Genomic DNA, 16,585 nt, shown 5'->3' with positions numbered 1-16,585 from the left:
CTAGATCAAGTGCAATGCAGCAAGGTTAACTCAGATCTTCTTCACAACTCTTGCTGGAACTCCTACAACAACTGACCTACTTGGACAGTCGTTCAGAACAACGCTGTTTGCCCCGATAGTCACGTAGGATCCAATCTCTATCGGTCCAAGCAATTTAGCTCCTGTTGACAGGACCACATGATCACCAAGCGTTGGCTGATTGCCCTTGCTGGACTGCTCTATGTCCTTGTTTCCAAGAGTTACGCCATTGAATATCTTGCAGTTCCTTCCTATGACAACGTCAGCTCCAATAACGATGTCATGCCCGTGAACAATAATTAAGCCTTCTCCAATCTTTGAAAGACAAGAAATATCGCTTGCGTACAACACTCTTATCGCGTACTCAACGACAAACCGGAGTAATTTACCAAAAATCGGCACTCGCGCTGCCGACTGCCCAAGGCGGTAAAAAAAGACAATGTGAATCGAATGATTCAACAAAAACCATTTGGCGTTGATGAGAAAATTGCTAGACCGACTTGCAGCTTTCAGATCGCTTACAAAGAATTTTAGGCTCACCATCACCTCCTGACATCGACAGGCAATTTCAACATTGATACCATTTTCCTGCTCGACAGAATAAGTGACATAGTCTCTAACCTAAATGTCTTTAGAACTACACTACCGAATAACCTAACATTGGACCACTGTTTATTCTTAAGTGCAGCAACGAACAAGACAAAAGCTGCAACACCGATGTCTTTTGCGTGCTTCGGGTATTTCGACAAAAAATACAAAAATGAGTCACGGAGAACGATCCTGGTCAAATTACCTGCAGACGCCACTCCCCCACCTACCCGATAAACTCCTAAAGGCTCTGTACCTACAAAAGCTGCATAACCGCTACCAACTTGTTCAACATTAATAAAATAGTCTACAACAGGGAAAATCGGCAGCGGAAAATCCCGTACATTTGCCCGATACATTTTTGAACTATTCATTCCGATTGTAATAAACCGAAGAATATCACCCCGATCAAATCTTGTTTTCGGAAGAGACGAAATGTCGATGAGATCATCGACCAACAAGTCTTTAGCCACGTTTAACAACCGCATGCGATGCCAAACAATATTACACTCTGGATTACTGTCGAGATAATCTACCTGCATCTGAAGTTTTCCGGGCAGAGCATAATCGTCCCCGTCCACATGCGCAATATATTCGCCTACCGCCTGTTCGTGAACAAAGACGTAATTTTTTGCCGGGCCGATGTTCTTTTCGTGAAAAAATGTTCGAATTATGTCTGGATACTTTCTAGCATACTCTTGGACGATACAACGCGTATTATCAGTTGAACAATCATCAGCGATAACAATCTCGAAGAGAAAATTCCTTGCCTGATCAACGAGACTCTGCAAACAGCCTCGGATATATTTTTCATGATTGTAAGTGACGATGCATACCGACACTTTTGGACGATTTCTTGTATCCATTAATATTTCTTAAGCAAAAGAGCACGTGATGAGCTAACGAGACGTGCTCGAATTTGTTTTGATGTAACTGCCGTCGTTAAAAGAAGGAAGATTCCTATAACCACTAAAGATACTGCCATCAAAGCGCGATCTTGAGGCCACTCTACTATTGACCTTATGGCAAGCGCAGCCAAACTGGTGACAAGGATCGGTTTAGTAACGTCTGACGTCAACCAATTGAAATGTAAGCCTTTGTAGAAGCGATTATGCACCTTAGGCACCCACAGAATGAAATACAAAAAATTAGAAATCAGCCAAGCGTAACCTGCACCAATAACCCCATATTTGGCAGTACCCCAGATCAATGCCGGTATCAACATAATTATAAAGACAGCGTTTCCAATGAGATGCAAACGCATGTCGCCTTTTGCATATTGGAGATAATACGGAAATGCTGCTAAAGTAAGAATACCGTTGCCTAATGCATAAAGTTGCAAGACAGGACCAGCGGCACGTGCTATTGCAATATCTCCGGTCCAGGCCCAGAGCACTTGCTCGGAAAATAATGCCAAAACCAGCGACGCCGGTATTGTCGCCACTCCTACCAGTTGCGTGGCGCCACGGTAGAGTTTTGTCAGGCCAACGTCATCGTTAATAGCGGCCATCCTTGTTAACCGGGGAAGAAGCGCTGAACTAATTGGCCCGCTTAATGCCATAACGCCTCCAGCAACGAGCACCGCTAACGTAAAATATGCGTAATCTGCCAATGGCAATAACTTCGACAAGACCAATTTGTCAGTCTGTGTAATTAGAATCCATACTGAACTTGTAAAAGCGATGCTAAGCGAAAACTTTAGTACTCCGCGTAACGGCCCCCAAGACCACCTCGCCCCGTTTTCCTGAACTCCCTTTGGCAGTGAGCTATATGCTTTATAAATCAGTATAGACAATTCAAGCACGGCAAGTAACAGCTGGTAGCTAAAGAAGTGTGCCGGTTCGGATCCTACAAAAAGAAAAACAGGGATGATCAGAACAAATCGCGCTGTCGCCATCGCGATATTAAAACCGCTCAGCCAGACCATTTTCTCAAATCCGCTAATGACGCCGCGGTAAAGTCCTGAGACCCATCGTAATGCGACGATAAAGCCCATCAGGACAATTGCTTCACGCACTTCAGATACGGCTAAGTGCTGCACCTGAAGCCATTCGGCAGCGATTTTGTTCGCTCCGACCAGAATTGCTATACTTCCGACAAAAGCAACACCGACAAATATCCCTTCAAGTGCACGCAGGAGTTGCCTTAAGCTGCGTTGATCGATTGCACCGCCGTTATAACGCGCAGTCGCACGGGCCATGGTTGGAGTCAGGCCAATATCGAGCAACTGAAACCATGCCTGGAGCATCGTAAAGAACCCGACAAGGCCATACGCCTCTGCCCCCATGTACTGGACGTACACGGGAACCATAACGATACCGATCAGCGTTACATAGATCTGGCTTGCGTAATTCGCGAGGATATTAGATTTGAGAGACAAGGAAGAACCAATTACTTGTTGCTGGGATTAGTCCCAATATTTGTTAGCTTCTAATGCAGCCAGATAATCGTTGCGGGTAACCCCGACAACAACCTTGTCATAAAACTGTCCATTGCGGAAAAACCAGTCGCGTCGGATACCCTCTTGCTTCCAGCCGCATTTCTCAAGATAGAACCGAATTGAACGCTCGTTATAGGCGATCATGTCGCCATCAAGCCGGTTCAGGCCGAGTTCCATAAACGCGTAGCGCATGAGGGCGAACACGGTATCCAGCGCATATCCCCTGCCGCGCAAGTTGGATTCCCCGATCATCATGCCGTGGAAAGCATTCTTGTTTTTCCAGTCAATATTCACCAGGTTGGCCGTACCGATCATGCCGTCTTCGGGCGTATCGATACAGAACACGTGGTCGATCAGGTTGCCATCTTTTCGGCCCTTTACCCATTCTTCCGTGGAACGACTAGAAAACGGGAAATGCCAGCCCCCGAGCATGCTCCAGATTTCCGGATCATTGCTCCACTTGCTCAGTTTTTCCACGTCCGCTAGTTCCGGAGCCCGGAGGGTTACGATTTTTCCGCGAATGTTCATAGTTTCTCTTTTAACTGTTGCAGTTTCGATTGATGTAATCGATACAGGTGTCTGCAATCCGCATCATGTCTTCAACTCCATAACGTTGGTCGCATGGCAGCGGTAGCAGGCAGTTGGTAAAAACGTGTTCAACCGATCCCTCTTCCACTGAATTCTGTACATCCGGCCAGTATTTGGGAACAAAGATGCGTTGCCCGATCAGATGCTCACGCAGACCTGGAGACTTGACAAGCAACGGATAGCAAAGAGGAGCATTGACGGTTTCGGGTATAGCACAACGATTCCATTCCGACAGTCGCTGTTGCAGATACCCAAAGTTTGCATTGCGCCTTTCCATGACGTCTTTCAGCGATACCGACGACAACAGCTTTTCTGTCAGGCGCGACATCCGCCTCGGTTCCATGTTGTCCAAGGACCGCTCGGATGCTTGATAGTCGCCATAGCCAGCCTCTGGTGTGTCAGCAAAGCGCTTCAGCAGATAGCTTGCGCGGGCAATCGATTCCGTATCTTCCTGCGCCGGTTCTTCGACAGGCAGCGCAGTGATGAGCAACCCACCGTCGGGTACTCCGAAGAATTTTCGCGGAGAGTAGATATTAGCGAGACAGGACCTGGGTTGGCTATAAAAAGCCTGGCAGTGATCAAGCACAACTTGCTGCGGGTTGTATTGATGCAGTAAGGCATCGATCTTTCCATCGCAAATACCAAAGTAATTGACGTAGTAAAGCCAGTCACCCTCACGCACATCGGGCTCACCAGCGATCTCAAAGGCTTCGGACAGGGAATATGACTGCCAAGGGACACCGGCCTCGCGCAAAGGCGCATACATCGAGTCGCACAAGTAATAGGGCATCCATACGCGACGCGGTTTCCCGAGGCGCAGCAAGGTCAGGAAGGCCGACCGTGCAGATTGAAAGCGCGCCGCTTGAGGCAATATCTGCTCCTGTTGCGACACAAGGGGAAGCTCGAAGTAGCCGCCGATCGCGTGCTGGCTCACGGCCGCTCTCCGGTCTGGATCATCGCCTTGACAGTTTCGCGATCATTGAACATTAGCACATCAATGATCGACAGGCCCGGCTCGAATTGCTCTGCGAATTGCGGATAAGGTTTAAGCTCCGGATGGATGAAGTGCAGTCCGATGTCACGCGCGTTGAATTCCTCGTCGTTGTACAGCTCGCGCCCTCCGGGAGGGTTGTAGTAGTGCCGGGCGCCTTCCTGCGCACAGATATCCAGAACCCGTTCTGCACCAGTTAGCTGCGCGTTGCCATAGACAGTCGAGCTTGCCACGAACTCCGGCGCCAGGTCGAGGTAGGCGCACACTTCGGTGATGCTTGCCTTGGCCGTGTCGCCAATTTTCGTCTCGCTCGAGAACAGCACGCGATGCAGAAGTTCGCCGACTTCGGCGAAATATGGCGCACGCGAGTAGGAGTGGCGAACGCTTTCAGCAATCTTGCGACGCCAGCCTTCGCCCTGCTGCACCTGAATTTCATTAATTTTTAGAAACGGGCTGGCACCAGCCAAAGGCACGGTGATATAACGCGTGGCGCCGGCCAGGTACAGGCGGTTCCGGTTGATCCATCCATTCTTGATGAAATTGACGTCATCGTAGAATACGAACTTGTCGACCGAAGCAATCAGCTGAAAATACCCCAGATATGGAAAAAAATAGGGCTGCATGATCGCGAGTTTCATTAGTCGTCCCCGATGATGAGGTTTGCTACGCGCTCGACGTCATCGTCGCCCAGATTCGGGTAGATCGGCAGGCAGAGCACCTGCTTCGCTGCCCTGTTTGCAATCGGCAGGTTGGCGGAGTTCGCCGAGGGCAGGCCGCGGTACATCGGAAAGTCGGAAATCAACGGATAGAAGTAGCGGCGCGCGAAGACCAAATGATCTTTCAGTTTTTCGAACAGCGCATCGCGGTCGAGGGGATAGCCATCCTTCACGAGGATCGGGAAGTAGGAGTAATTGGATACCTCCTGACCCGCATCGTCCAGGCAGTGAATGCCCTTAACGTCCTTGAGCAGGCGCCGGTACATGGTGTCGATCTCCTGGCGGCGTGCGATCGCCTGGTCGACGCCCTGCAGCTGGAGCATGCCAAAAGCCGCGTTAATTTCGCTCATTTTGCCGTTAATGCCAGGCGCGACGACCGTCAGCTCGTCGACGAAACCGAAATTCTTCAGCTGGTCGATACGCAGCTTGGTCTTCGCGTCGGGGCAGATGATTGCACCGCCCTCGAAGGTATTGAAGACCTTGGTCGCATGGAAGCTCAGCACCGAAAGGTCGCCGTATTTCAATACGCTGCCGTTCTGGGTCTGCACACCAAATGCATGTGCGGCGTCGTAGATCACGCGCAGGTTGTAGTTATCGGCGATCTTCTGGATGGCCTCGACGTCACAAGGATTGCCATAACAATGCACCGGCATGATCGCCGTCGTTTGCGGCGTGATCGCGGCCTCGATCTTGGCGGGATCCAGGTTCAGCGTCACTGGATCGACATCCACGAACACTGGTTTAATACCGTTCCACAGCAATGAATGCGCGGTTGCGACGAATGAATATGGCGTTGTGATCACCTCACCGGTAACACGCAGCGCTTGCAGCGCTGTGACCAGTGCGATCGTGCCATTGCTGAACAATGCCAGATGCTCGACACCCAGGTATTCGCACAATGCGCGCTCGAGCTGCTGGTGGAAAGGACCGCCGTTGGTCAGGATCTTGTTTTCCCAAATCTTTTCCAGGTATGGATAAAACTCCTCCAGCGGAGGCAGGTGCGGCTGGGTAACGTAGATCGGTTTCGTATTGTTCATAGTGTTCTCATTGCGCACAGGAGCAGAACCTGCGCGCCACTGCTGGTGCGGGTTTGATCAGTTGAGACGATTCGACAGGTACCACGGCATCGCGGTCTCAATCCCTGAGCGGATTGGATGGGTCGGTGCATAGCCCAGGCGCTGCGACACTTTCCCGATATCCGCCTGCGAATGCCGTACGTCTCCCTCGCGGAATGCGCGATAGACCGCAGCTTTGTCGTAGACCACACCATGCGAGGCAAGGACGGACTGGAGATGTCCGAGAAGTTCATTCAGAGTGGTCATATCGCCTACGGCGACGTTATACACCTCGTCCTTGTTTTCCTCGGCAGTCGTTGCGGCCAACAAATTTGCTTGAACTGCGTTTTCGACGAAACAGAAGTCGCGGCTCGTGTCCCCGTCGCCGTTGATCATGACGTCTTCGTTCGCAAGCATTGCAGCAATCCATTTCGGGATCACGGCTGCATAGGCGCCATGCGGATCCTGGCGTTTTCCAAACACATTGAAGTAGCGAAGTCCAATTGCCTTGAAACCGTAGCAACGTGCGAAAACGCTTGCGTACAGTTCGTTGACGTATTTGGTGACGGCATAAGGCGACAATGGATTACCGATTCGGTCTTCAAACTTCGGCAGGCCAGGATGGTCGCCATACGTCGAGCTCGAAGCGGCATAGACGAATGAGCTCACGTTGGCATTCCTGGCGGCGTCGAGCATATTGAGGAAACCGCTGATGTTGACGTCGTTGGTCGTCAGCGGATCCTTGACCGAACGCGGTACCGAGCCCAATGCAGCCTGGTGCAGCACATAGTCGACACCGGCCACTGCGGCACGGCAGGCCGCGACGTCGCGAATGTCGCCTTCGATGAAGTTAAATCGCGACCAACGCTCGGCGCCAACGATCTCGCGCACCTCGTCGAGGTTACACTGGTGGCCGGTCGCAAAACTATCGAGCCCGACGACGCTCTGGTCGAGTTTCAGTAGGGTTTCCAGCAAATTGGAACCGATAAAGCCTGCGCAGCCGGTAATCAGCCATTTCTTCGGCTGGGCGCGCAGTTCTTGTTGGACGGTATCAAAACGATTCATGGATTTACAGTCACTTGGCATGTAGATCAGAGACGGATGTCCGCCTTGCCCTTAGGCAGCACATATTTGAGGTCGAACAGGACGTGCTCGAGCTTGCCCAGTGCGCGCAATCCGCTGGCGCCGATTTCCTTGAACTCGCGATGCGCGACAGCCATGATGACCGCATCGTATTTACCCTGCACAGGCGCCTGGACAGGGGTGATGGCGTATTCGTGCTGCGCGGCTTCCGCGCTCACCCATGGGTCATAGACATCGACGTTGATGTTGTAATCCTTGAGCTCATTGATGATGTCGACGACCTTCGTGTTACGCAGGTCCGGGCAGTTCTCCTTGAACGTCAGGCCCATGACCAGCACGTGCGCACCATCGACCTGGATGCGGCGCTTGATCATGTGTTTCACGAGTCGGCCAACGACATGGGCGCCCATACCGTCATTGATGCGACGTCCGGCGAGGATGACTTGCGGATGGTAACCAATGGCTTCTGCCTTGTGGGTCAGGTAGTATGGATCGACCCCGATGCAGTGACCGCCGACCAGCCCTGGGCGGAACGGCAGGAAGTTCCATTTCGTGCCCGCGGCTTTGAGTACGTCTTCGGTATCGATGTCCAGCTTCGCGAAAATGATCGCCAGTTCGTTCATCAGCGCGATGTTCAGGTCGCGCTGGGTGTTCTCGATGACTTTGGCGGCTTCAGCCACCTTGACCGAAGACGCCTTGTGGGTGCCGGCCTCGATGATGCTGCCGTAGAGCGCGTCGACGAAATCCGCCACTTCCGGGGTCGAGCCCGAAGTCACCTTCATGATGGTCGTAAGGCGGTGCTCCTTGTCGCCCGGATTGATACGCTCGGGGCTGTAGCCGATGTAGAAGTCCTGGTTGAATACCAGGCCCGAGACCTGTTCGAGCACAGGTACGCAATACTCTTCGGTCGCGCCCGGGTACACGGTCGACTCATAGACGACGACGTCGCCTTTCTTGATCACCTTGCCGAGCGTTTCGGACGCTTTTCGCAGTGGCGTTAGGTCCGGCTGTTTGTAATCGTCGATCGGAGTGGGTACGGTAACGATGTAGACCGTAGCTTCGCGCAGATCCTCGGCATCCGTCGTATAGCCAAGCAGCTTGGCCGCTTCTAGCTCGTGGGAGTCGGTTTCCAGGGTGTGATCGACACCGTTCTTCAGTTCTTGTACACGGCCTTGATTGATGTCGAAACCGGTAGTTGGGTACTTTTTCCCGAACTCGACGGCCAGAGGCAGGCCGACGTAGCCCAGTCCGATGATGGCGATGCGGGTATTGTTTGTGAGTTGCATGGCGATTTCTTTAGTAAAACCTATTACTTGAGTATCAGGGGATCGGCCGCGGAATCGTAAAGCAGTCGCAGCAGATATTGACCGTATTCGTTTTTCTTGAGGGGCTGGGCCAGCGCTTCCAGTTCGGCAGCAGTGATATAGCCTTTGCGGTAGGCGATTTCTTCGGGACAGGCTACTTTCAGCCCCTGCCGGTGCTGGATGGTGGCGATAAACTGGCCTGCTTCCAGCAATGAGTCGTGGGTGCCTGTATCAAGCCAGGCCATGCCACGCCGCATCAGTTCGACGTTGAGCTGATCGCGCTGGAGGTAAGTGCGATTCACGTCAGTAATCTCCAGCTCTCCACGCGGAGAAGGCTTTACCTGTGCTGCGATGTCGCATACAGAACTGTCGTAGAAATAAAGACCTGTCAGTGCATAGTTGGACTTTGGCTGCTCGGGCTTCTCCTCGATACTGATCGCGCGCCGTAGCTCGTCGAACTCGACTACGCCATAGCGCTCTGGATCCTGTACGCGGTAGGCAAACACAGTTGCTCCACTGCTGCGGTCGGCAGCACGACGCAACTGCGCCTCGAAGTCATGGCCGTAGTAGATGTTATCGCCCAGGATGAGGGTGGAAGGATGATTACCGACGAACTCCCTGCCGATGATGAAAGCTTGCGCCAGTCCGTCTGCCGTCGGCTGCACTGCATAGCTCAGGTTCAGTCCCCACTGATGCCCGTCACCCAGCATTTCCTGGAAACGCGGCGTATCTTGCGGCGTCGAGATGATCAGGATGTCGTGAATCCCTGCCAACATTAACGTGGTTAAAGGATAATAGATCATCGGCTTGTCATAGACCGGCAAGAGCTGTTTAGAAACAGAGACAGTCACCGGATAGAGCCTGGTCCCGGAACCGCCGGCCAGGATAATCCCCTTGCGGGGCAATGCGTTGGCACTCATGGCCGCTCCTTTCGCTGGTCTCGGCCAGCGTAGTTCTTTTCCAGCCAGTTCTGGTAGTCTCCCGACTGCACGTTGCGAACCCACTCTTCGTTGGCCAGATACCAGCGCACGGTCTTCTCGATGCCGGTTTCAAAAGTTTCGGCCGGGCGCCAGCCAAGTTCGCGTTCAAGCTTGCGTGCATCTATCGCATAGCGACGGTCATGACCCGGGCGATCCTCAACGAAGGTTATCTGCTCTGCATAGCTGTGTACCGCTCCATCCATGCCAGGCTGCTTCGGGTCAAGCAGGTCCAGCATGGTGCACAGGCTACGCACCACATCCAGGTTCGTCTTTTCGTTCCAACCTCCAACGTTATATACCTCCCCGACGCGGCCGTCCGCCAGCACGCGGCGGATCGCCGCGCAATGGTCGCCCACATAGAGCCAATCGCGTACTTGCTGCCCATCGCCATACACAGGCAGGGCCTTGCCGGCCCTGGCATTCGTCAGGATCAAGGGAATCAACTTCTCCGGAAAATGGTAGGGACCATAGTTATTGGAGCAATTAGTAGTCAGTACCGGCAGGCCATAGGTGTGATGGTAGGAACGAACCAGGTGATCCGAGGCTGCTTTGGAGGCCGAATATGGACTATTGGGGGCGTATGCCGTAGTTTCGGTGAAAGGCGGGGCATCCGGCTCCAGCGAACCGTACACCTCGTCGGTGGAAACGTGGAGGAAGCGGAAACTGCTGCCCTCGGTCGCGGGCAGGCTGTTCCAGTAAGCGCGCACCGCCTCGAGCAGCTTGAATGTACCCGTTACATTCGTTTCGATAAACGCGGCAGGGCCGAGGATGGAACGGTCCACGTGACTTTCAGCGGCAAAATGAACGACCGCGCGTGGGCGGTATTCCGCCAGCAGGCTGCCGACGAGGGCCGTGTCGCCAATGTCACCGCGCACGAAAATATGTCGTGAATCATTAGCAATAGTGCTCAGGTTGTCGAGATTTCCCGCATAAGTGAGCTTGTCGAGATTAATTACGGATTCATCACTTTGTGCAAGCCAGTCAAGCACAAAATTTGATCCAATGAATCCGGCACCGCCAGTAACTAAAATCATTTCTAAACCCAAGAAGATTGCGTTTCAACGTTCATGCACGTCAAGATTCGGCGTATTCAGCCTGGTTGGACAGGCAAAACGTAAGCACACCAGGCCGGCCTGGTCCAAGTCAACACAGCTGTTATTGTCGCTTTCCCGACATGGGTCACAATCTTGAGTCGAACCACTGCCGCCCGGACATTGAACATGCGAAGACGGCAATTTCCGGCGTCTGTCTGAACCGACTGGGCCGTAAGAACTACGCCCCAATCCATTTGTCGTAAGAATGTTTGCGCCGCTTCTGCGGCGGCGACCCGGAGGGATCACCGGTCTGGACCTATGCGTAAAACTTTGATATCGCTGGCTTATCTGAATTTCAGATAAGATTTTAGCTCGCTCCACCGGGCAGCTTCGTCCTGTGACTGCATCGCTTTTCGGTGGCTTTCGCTGAAGAATGCCCATAGCAGTGCGAGCACGAACGACATCATTGTCGACAGCACCACGATCAGCGCACGACTTGGTTTGGATTTTCTCTCCGGCTCGATAGCCTTGTCGAGAACCTGAACGATCGATGGATCCTTTGCTTCGTCGAGGCGTGAGATCTCGTACTGCTTAGCCAGCATCTCGTAGAGCATCTGGTGATACTTGAGATCTCGCAGCAGCTTGATATTTTCCAGGCCGCCCGGTTTGCTCTCACTTGCGGCTGATACCGCGGCACCGCGACCGTTTTCAAGTTTCGACAATTCGCTGCGCAAGCCATTCAGCTCCTCCTCCGCACGGCGGTATTCGGGGTTTGCATTGGTAACGAATGCGCGCATTGAGCTCAGCTGAATTTCCTTGGCTGAAACCTGCGCTTTCAATCGCCCTACTGTTTCCACAATAGCCCGACTCTCACCATCAATGCTCACTACTCCTCGTGTATTCAGTGCACCTTTCAGCGCCATCTCCGCCTTCGCCAGATTGTCTTTCACTTGCTCGAACTGATGTTCGTAAAACATGCGGCGCTGAGAAGCTTCGGTTACAGCAAGCACTTTAGTCAAGCGCAGCAGTTCACTTACATAAGCATTGGCAAGAGGTGCTACGAGCTTCTGATCTCGTCCCTCAACCGCGATGGTGATCAAACCATCCTTGCCGGAATTAATGCTGGTATTTGCCTCCAACCTATTTCTGGCCATTTCCATCGTATCGGCCTTGTATACATCCTTTAGGCCAAACTGGGCGATCAAGCGATCCGCCACGGTACGGCTTTTGAGCATTCCAATATAGAGATCGTTTGGATTTTTCAGCCCGGCCGCTCCCGCTGCAACGCCGGCCATGCCGCCCAGCTGCGACAGCAGTGCCGAAGCGCTCGACTGGTTTTGCTGAGGCGGCAGCAACTTGGCCGATGCTTGGAAGGTCTTCGGTATCGCAAAACTCAAGGCGGCAGACAGAACAGCAACAGTGACCGGCACGCCAAAAATTAGTTTTTTTCGTTTTGCGACGACAATTAGTAAATCCACCAGACTGATTTCGCCATCCCTCGCATTGCTTTCCGCAGTTTTTTTCAACATTTCATCATTCATACTTGCACACTATCCTAATCACGCAACGTCTTGATTGCAGCGGCACCCAGCCCGAAATTTGCGAAAATCTGCGCCCACTCGCGTGTTCCCTTCATGAATTTTGTCCATTTGGTTTCGCGATCGAATTTTTCTGGAACGACGACACTGTCACCAGGCATGACCTCAAGCCCGCCAACGCTGCCGAACATCCAACCGCCCGATTCGCGCGAAACGACGCTACCGTCGGCGCGGATAACGAAGGCCTGGTCGATATCCGCGTCAGCGGTAACTCCCGCCGTATTCAGGTAATCCTTGACGCGTGCATTCGGTTTCCAGAGCGAGGAAGATTCCACGTTGACCGCGCCAAATACGTGCACGAAGGCAGGCGCTGCAGGCACAACCAGTCGGTCACCGTTTTCAAGCTTGATTTGGGGCAGGCGGCTGAAGGAACGTTCTTTAGGGTCCAGATTGAAAGCAATCCTTCCAGTCGGCTTTAACTGGCGGAATTGTTCGATCTTCTGTCGCGCCAATGCGGCCTGTGCCCGCTGTTGTGCTTCAAGCATTTGTGGGTTAACTGTAGTCAAACCCTGCTGGTTGGCAAGAGCAAGACTTTGCTCTTTGTTAATCTGAGCTTCGAGACGACGAGCAGCTTTTTCGAGGTTAACTTCCTGCTCCCGGCGAACGGTCTCGCGGTGGAATGCCGTACCGAACAGGTAAGCGTTGACGGTCGGGCCGCCGGCCTTGGCCAGCAGGCTTTGCAGGGTATCGCCTGCGCTCATCTGATACACGCCAGGCACCTTGACTTCACCTTCGATGCGCACCATCACGCGCCGCTTGTCCATCGGAACAGCCACATCCTGTTGCGAGAAAACCGTTACGGTGTCACCTGGCTGAAGCTGGATGTTGTCCGCACCAGTTGGATTGGCAAAGACGTTGCCCAGGTTAAAGGGGATCAGGGTTACCGAAAGGTCGCTACGGTTGATGCGTTCGACCACCGCGTAGTCCCAGTTCACCTCATCGATCAGGTTACCGACACTGGCTGCGATCGTATCGGCGCGCTGGTTGGTGACTCGCTCGGTCTGTCCGGTCGATACGACTTCGTTCTGGCGCTTCACCGACGCACGGGTAATCAGGTAGTCGCGGCTTGGGATCAGGTCGCTAACGCGCATGCCCGCACTGAACGGCGCCCGGACGGGCTGATCCACATTGCCACGTAAGATCACCGCATTCGAGAATTCCGGCGTGATCGACGTAATGTTCAGCACGTCGCCGTCCTTCAGCGGACGCTTCAGGCTAGCGGAGTCGAGCGCGAATTGCTCCACACTGCGAGGGCGGTTCCTGGTCGGATCGATGCGTTCCAGGAACGCGCGACGCGGGTCGGCAACCACCGGCGTGCCGCCAGCAAAATCGAGCATCGATTCGATGGTGTCGCTGCCGGTCTTGAGTTCATACACGGCTGGACTGTTGACCTTGCCGACCAGGGCCACGTAGCCGGCAGCCGGCGGAATATAGATCGAGTCGCCATCCTGCAGCTTGACGTCGGCCGACTTGTCGCCTTTCGCGATGAAGGCATACAAGTCGAGCTCGGTGACGACGCGGCCGGCACGCTTCACTTGCACGCGGCGCATGCTGCCGTTGGCATTCGGCCCCCCGCTGGCGAACAGCGCGGTCACAAGGGTCGACAGGCTGGAAACGGTATAGGTGCCTGGACGGCTCGCCTGACCAACCACGTACACGGTAATCGCGCGCAACTGCCCGAAATTCACGCTGATGGTGACACCCTTGTAGAGCTTGGCAACGGCGCTGCGGATGACGCCATCGGCGTCGCCTGCCTTCACCCCTGCCAGCACCACCGATCCGATGGTCGGGATCGAAATCGTGCCATTGCGGTCGATGGTTGCCCGAAAGTCGATATCAATGGTTCCCCACCCGCGGATCAGGAGCTCGTCGCCCGGGCCGAGCACGTACTCCGATGGCACGGGCGAGTTCAGGATGGGCGCAAACGTCGATGGGGCGTTGGCGAAAAAACTAGCGCCGAAGATAGGAAGTTCCTGCCCGACGCTGTCGAAGATGAACTTCTGGAACTCGGTCTGCGGCCTGGCCTGTGCCGCGTTCGCTGCCGGTGCAGCGGGAATCGAAGGGGCCGCCGCCTGACTCGCCTGAGCCTGGGCTGCGGTAGTGTTCGAGATCGACACCCGGCGCGCTGCGGCTGGCGTTGCGGCAGCGACTGAGCTGGTCAATTCTTGACCAAACATCTCGTCAGCACGTGCAGATACTTCTTGAGCAGCAGCAATACTCGAGGTGGCGGCTAGCGTAAGCGCCGCTGCGCGAAGCAAGAACTTGGACATTTGATATTCTGAACAGAGAGATGGTAACAGTCGGATAACCTGCAATTATATCCGTCTCGGCAGTATGGTAACAGCGGGAAATTGTTACGGATGGCTAAAATCCCTGACATACAACACTTATTTTCCCAAGAAAACCAGATCGCGCGATGAGCGATGGGAAAAGATAAATTTTGTACAATGCCTATCTTTGTCAATTAGCTCTTTAATATCTTGCTTGAAAATGTGACAAAAGAAAAAGCGAGCCATAACTTTTTGTTATATACCGACTATCACATAACTTGAAACCCCCTTCATGGGGGAAAGTTGTAATCTTTAAGCAAAACAGTCCGCGTTCGTGAACTGGGCGCCGTTCTCGTCCTTGGATGAGACCCGCAACACACCAGTAAGCGGCCATGAAATATTCAAGCTAGGATCGTTCCAGGAAATGCAACGCTCGTGCTCGGGAGCATAATAGTCTGTCAACTTATACACAACATCAGCCGTTTCCGACAGCACGAGAAACCCATGGGCAAACCCTTCCGGTACCCACAACTGGGCCTTGTTCTCTCCACTGAGCACCTCGCCGACCCACCGACCAAATGTAGGAGATGAACGTCGCAGGTCAACGGCGACATCGAAGACACTACCCGACACAGTGCGAACCAGTTTTCCCTGCGGCTTCCCTACCTGGTAATGCAGACCGCGCAGTACATTCCTCACCGATGTCGAATGGTTATCCTGCACAAATTTCACCTTGCGCCCGATGGCTTCCTCGAAGCGGGCCTGGTGGAAACTTTCATAGAGGGATCCGCGCTCATCGGTGAACACCTGCGGTTCGATCCGCAAGACATCGGGAATGGCCAGACGGGTAATCTGCATCAGTACACCTTTTCGCTCAGGACGCATATCGAAATTTGTCCATGGCCAGCATCCCGCATCGGCATGGCCAGGATAATGCCGAACCATTATTCGTTTCGATCATGTTCTTTCTCATATGGTGCTGCCGCTCGACGCGATTTCTGCAACCAGGCGGTCGACGTGCTCGCGCCAGTCCGGCAGTACCAGGTCGAAGGTAGTGCGGAACTTGCTCGTATCGAGCAGGGAATTGGCCGGACGTGCGGCTGGCGCACCCCAATCCGCCGCGGCAACCGGAAGGACCTGGTCCACCCTCACAGCAAGCTCCATACCTTGTGCCAGTGCCCGTTCAATCACGTGACAGGCATAGGCATGCCAGCTCGTCTCTCCAGATGCTGCCACGTGATACGTACCCGACAGCAACTCAATCGCCTCGCGCTGGAGGGCAATGCGGTAAAGCGCCAGCGCAGTGGCATCCGCCAGCAGTTCAGCGCCGGTGGGCGCGCCATATTGGTCGGTTACGACCTCGAGCCGTGGTCGATCCTTCGCCAAGCGCAGGATCGTTTTCAAGAAGTTGGCGCCGTGGCGTCCGAATACCCAGCCCGTTCGCAGAATCAAGTGATGCGCCCCGCTGGCGCGGATGCGTTCCTCACCGCCGAGCTTGGTACGCCCGTAGGCCGACAATGGGCTGGTCGCATCGGTTTCGAGATAGCCGCCGCCGGCCCCACTTCCCTTCGCGCCGTTGAATACATAATCGGTCGAGTAATGCACCATCCAGGCGCCGCACGCGCGGGCCTCTTCGGCCAGCACACCCGGCGCCAGCGCGTTGATCGCATGCGCTGCGGCTTCGTCATGCTCGGCGCGGTCCACCGCCGTGTAGGCGGCGGCGTTGACGATGACGTCCGGACGATAGCGACGCACGCATGCCCGTAGCGTGTCCGGCCTGGCAAAGTCGGCATCGTACCGGCCAAGCGCGTGCAGCTCACCGAGCGGTGCAAGCGCACGGCGCAGTTCCAAGCCAAGCTGTCCATTCTTGCCAAACAACAGGATCTTCATGATCCGACGCTGGCGAGCTCGGCGGCACAG

15 protein-coding genes are annotated in these 16,585 nt (G+C 54.0%); all 15 read right to left on the bottom strand.

The window, feature by feature from the left end; genetic code table 11:
- Window positions 1-30 precede the first annotated feature (30 nt).
- Complete coding sequence (locus LE190_RS01600) at window positions 31-561, bottom strand: serine O-acetyltransferase (RefSeq protein WP_225237075.1); 531 nt, start codon at window positions 559-561, stop codon at window positions 31-33.
- A complete protein-coding gene (locus LE190_RS01595) occupies window positions 561-1,472 on the bottom strand; it encodes a glycosyltransferase family 2 protein (RefSeq protein WP_225237074.1) in 912 nt (303 codons plus the stop codon). Before LE190_RS01595 ends, LE190_RS01600 begins: the two co-directional genes overlap by 1 nt.
- Complete coding sequence (locus LE190_RS01590; RefSeq protein ID WP_225237073.1) at window positions 1,472-2,986, bottom strand: oligosaccharide flippase family protein; 1,515 nt, start codon at window positions 2,984-2,986, stop codon at window positions 1,472-1,474. The genes LE190_RS01595 and LE190_RS01590 overlap by 1 nt, the downstream gene beginning before the upstream one ends.
- 27 nt (window positions 2,987-3,013) lie before the next feature.
- Window positions 3,014-3,574 (bottom strand): GNAT family N-acetyltransferase, encoded by a 561-nt coding sequence (locus LE190_RS01585; protein ID WP_225237072.1) that lies wholly within the window; start codon window positions 3,572-3,574, stop codon window positions 3,014-3,016.
- 10 nt (window positions 3,575-3,584) lie between these two features.
- Window positions 3,585-4,568, bottom strand: a complete 984-nt coding sequence (locus LE190_RS01580) for a hypothetical protein (protein ID WP_225237071.1) — start codon at window positions 4,566-4,568, stop codon at window positions 3,585-3,587.
- On the bottom strand, window positions 4,565-5,263 hold the full coding sequence (locus LE190_RS01575) for a WbqC family protein (protein ID WP_225237070.1): 699 nt from the start codon (window positions 5,261-5,263) through the stop codon (window positions 4,565-4,567). The genes LE190_RS01580 and LE190_RS01575 overlap by 4 nt, the downstream gene beginning before the upstream one ends.
- Window positions 5,263-6,378, bottom strand: a complete 1,116-nt coding sequence (locus LE190_RS01570; RefSeq protein ID WP_225237069.1) for a DegT/DnrJ/EryC1/StrS family aminotransferase — start codon at window positions 6,376-6,378, stop codon at window positions 5,263-5,265. The genes LE190_RS01575 and LE190_RS01570 overlap by 1 nt, the downstream gene beginning before the upstream one ends.
- Window positions 6,379-6,435: 57 nt before the next feature.
- The gene (locus LE190_RS01565) at window positions 6,436-7,461 is read right to left on the bottom strand and encodes an SDR family oxidoreductase (protein WP_225237068.1); all 1,026 of its coding nucleotides are present in this window, start codon (window positions 7,459-7,461) and stop codon (window positions 6,436-6,438) included.
- 26 nt (window positions 7,462-7,487) lie between these two features.
- Window positions 7,488-8,765: a Vi polysaccharide biosynthesis UDP-N-acetylglucosamine C-6 dehydrogenase TviB gene (gene tviB / locus LE190_RS01560; RefSeq protein WP_225237067.1), complete on the bottom strand. Its 1,278-nt coding sequence runs from the start codon at window positions 8,763-8,765 to the stop codon at window positions 7,488-7,490.
- Between the two features lie 23 nt (window positions 8,766-8,788).
- Window positions 8,789-9,703, bottom strand: a complete 915-nt coding sequence (gene rfbA / locus LE190_RS01555; protein ID WP_225237066.1) for a glucose-1-phosphate thymidylyltransferase RfbA — start codon at window positions 9,701-9,703, stop codon at window positions 8,789-8,791.
- On the bottom strand, window positions 9,700-10,797 hold the full coding sequence (rfbB, locus tag LE190_RS01550; protein WP_225238032.1) for a dTDP-glucose 4,6-dehydratase: 1,098 nt from the start codon (window positions 10,795-10,797) through the stop codon (window positions 9,700-9,702). Before rfbB ends, rfbA begins: the two co-directional genes overlap by 4 nt.
- Window positions 10,798-11,141: 344 nt before the next feature.
- On the bottom strand, window positions 11,142-12,338 hold the full coding sequence (locus tag LE190_RS01545) for a GumC family protein (protein WP_225237065.1): 1,197 nt from the start codon (window positions 12,336-12,338) through the stop codon (window positions 11,142-11,144).
- A gap of 14 nt (window positions 12,339-12,352) precedes the next feature.
- Window positions 12,353-14,665 (bottom strand): polysaccharide biosynthesis/export family protein, encoded by a 2,313-nt coding sequence (locus tag LE190_RS01540; protein WP_225237064.1) that lies wholly within the window; start codon window positions 14,663-14,665, stop codon window positions 12,353-12,355.
- Between the two features lie 312 nt (window positions 14,666-14,977).
- Window positions 14,978-15,523 (bottom strand): dTDP-4-dehydrorhamnose 3,5-epimerase, encoded by a 546-nt coding sequence (gene rfbC, locus LE190_RS01535; protein WP_225237063.1) that lies wholly within the window; start codon window positions 15,521-15,523, stop codon window positions 14,978-14,980.
- Between the two features lie 111 nt (window positions 15,524-15,634).
- Window positions 15,635-16,585, bottom strand: a complete 951-nt coding sequence (gene rfbD, locus LE190_RS01530) for a dTDP-4-dehydrorhamnose reductase (RefSeq protein ID WP_225238031.1) — start codon at window positions 16,583-16,585, stop codon at window positions 15,635-15,637.

The organism is Massilia hydrophila, from assembly GCF_020208145.1.
GTDB classification, from domain to species: domain Bacteria; phylum Pseudomonadota; class Gammaproteobacteria; order Burkholderiales; family Burkholderiaceae_D; genus Telluria; species Telluria hydrophila.
Note: the sequence above shows the minus strand (reverse complement) of the source record. Positions and strands in the feature narration are given on the sequence as shown.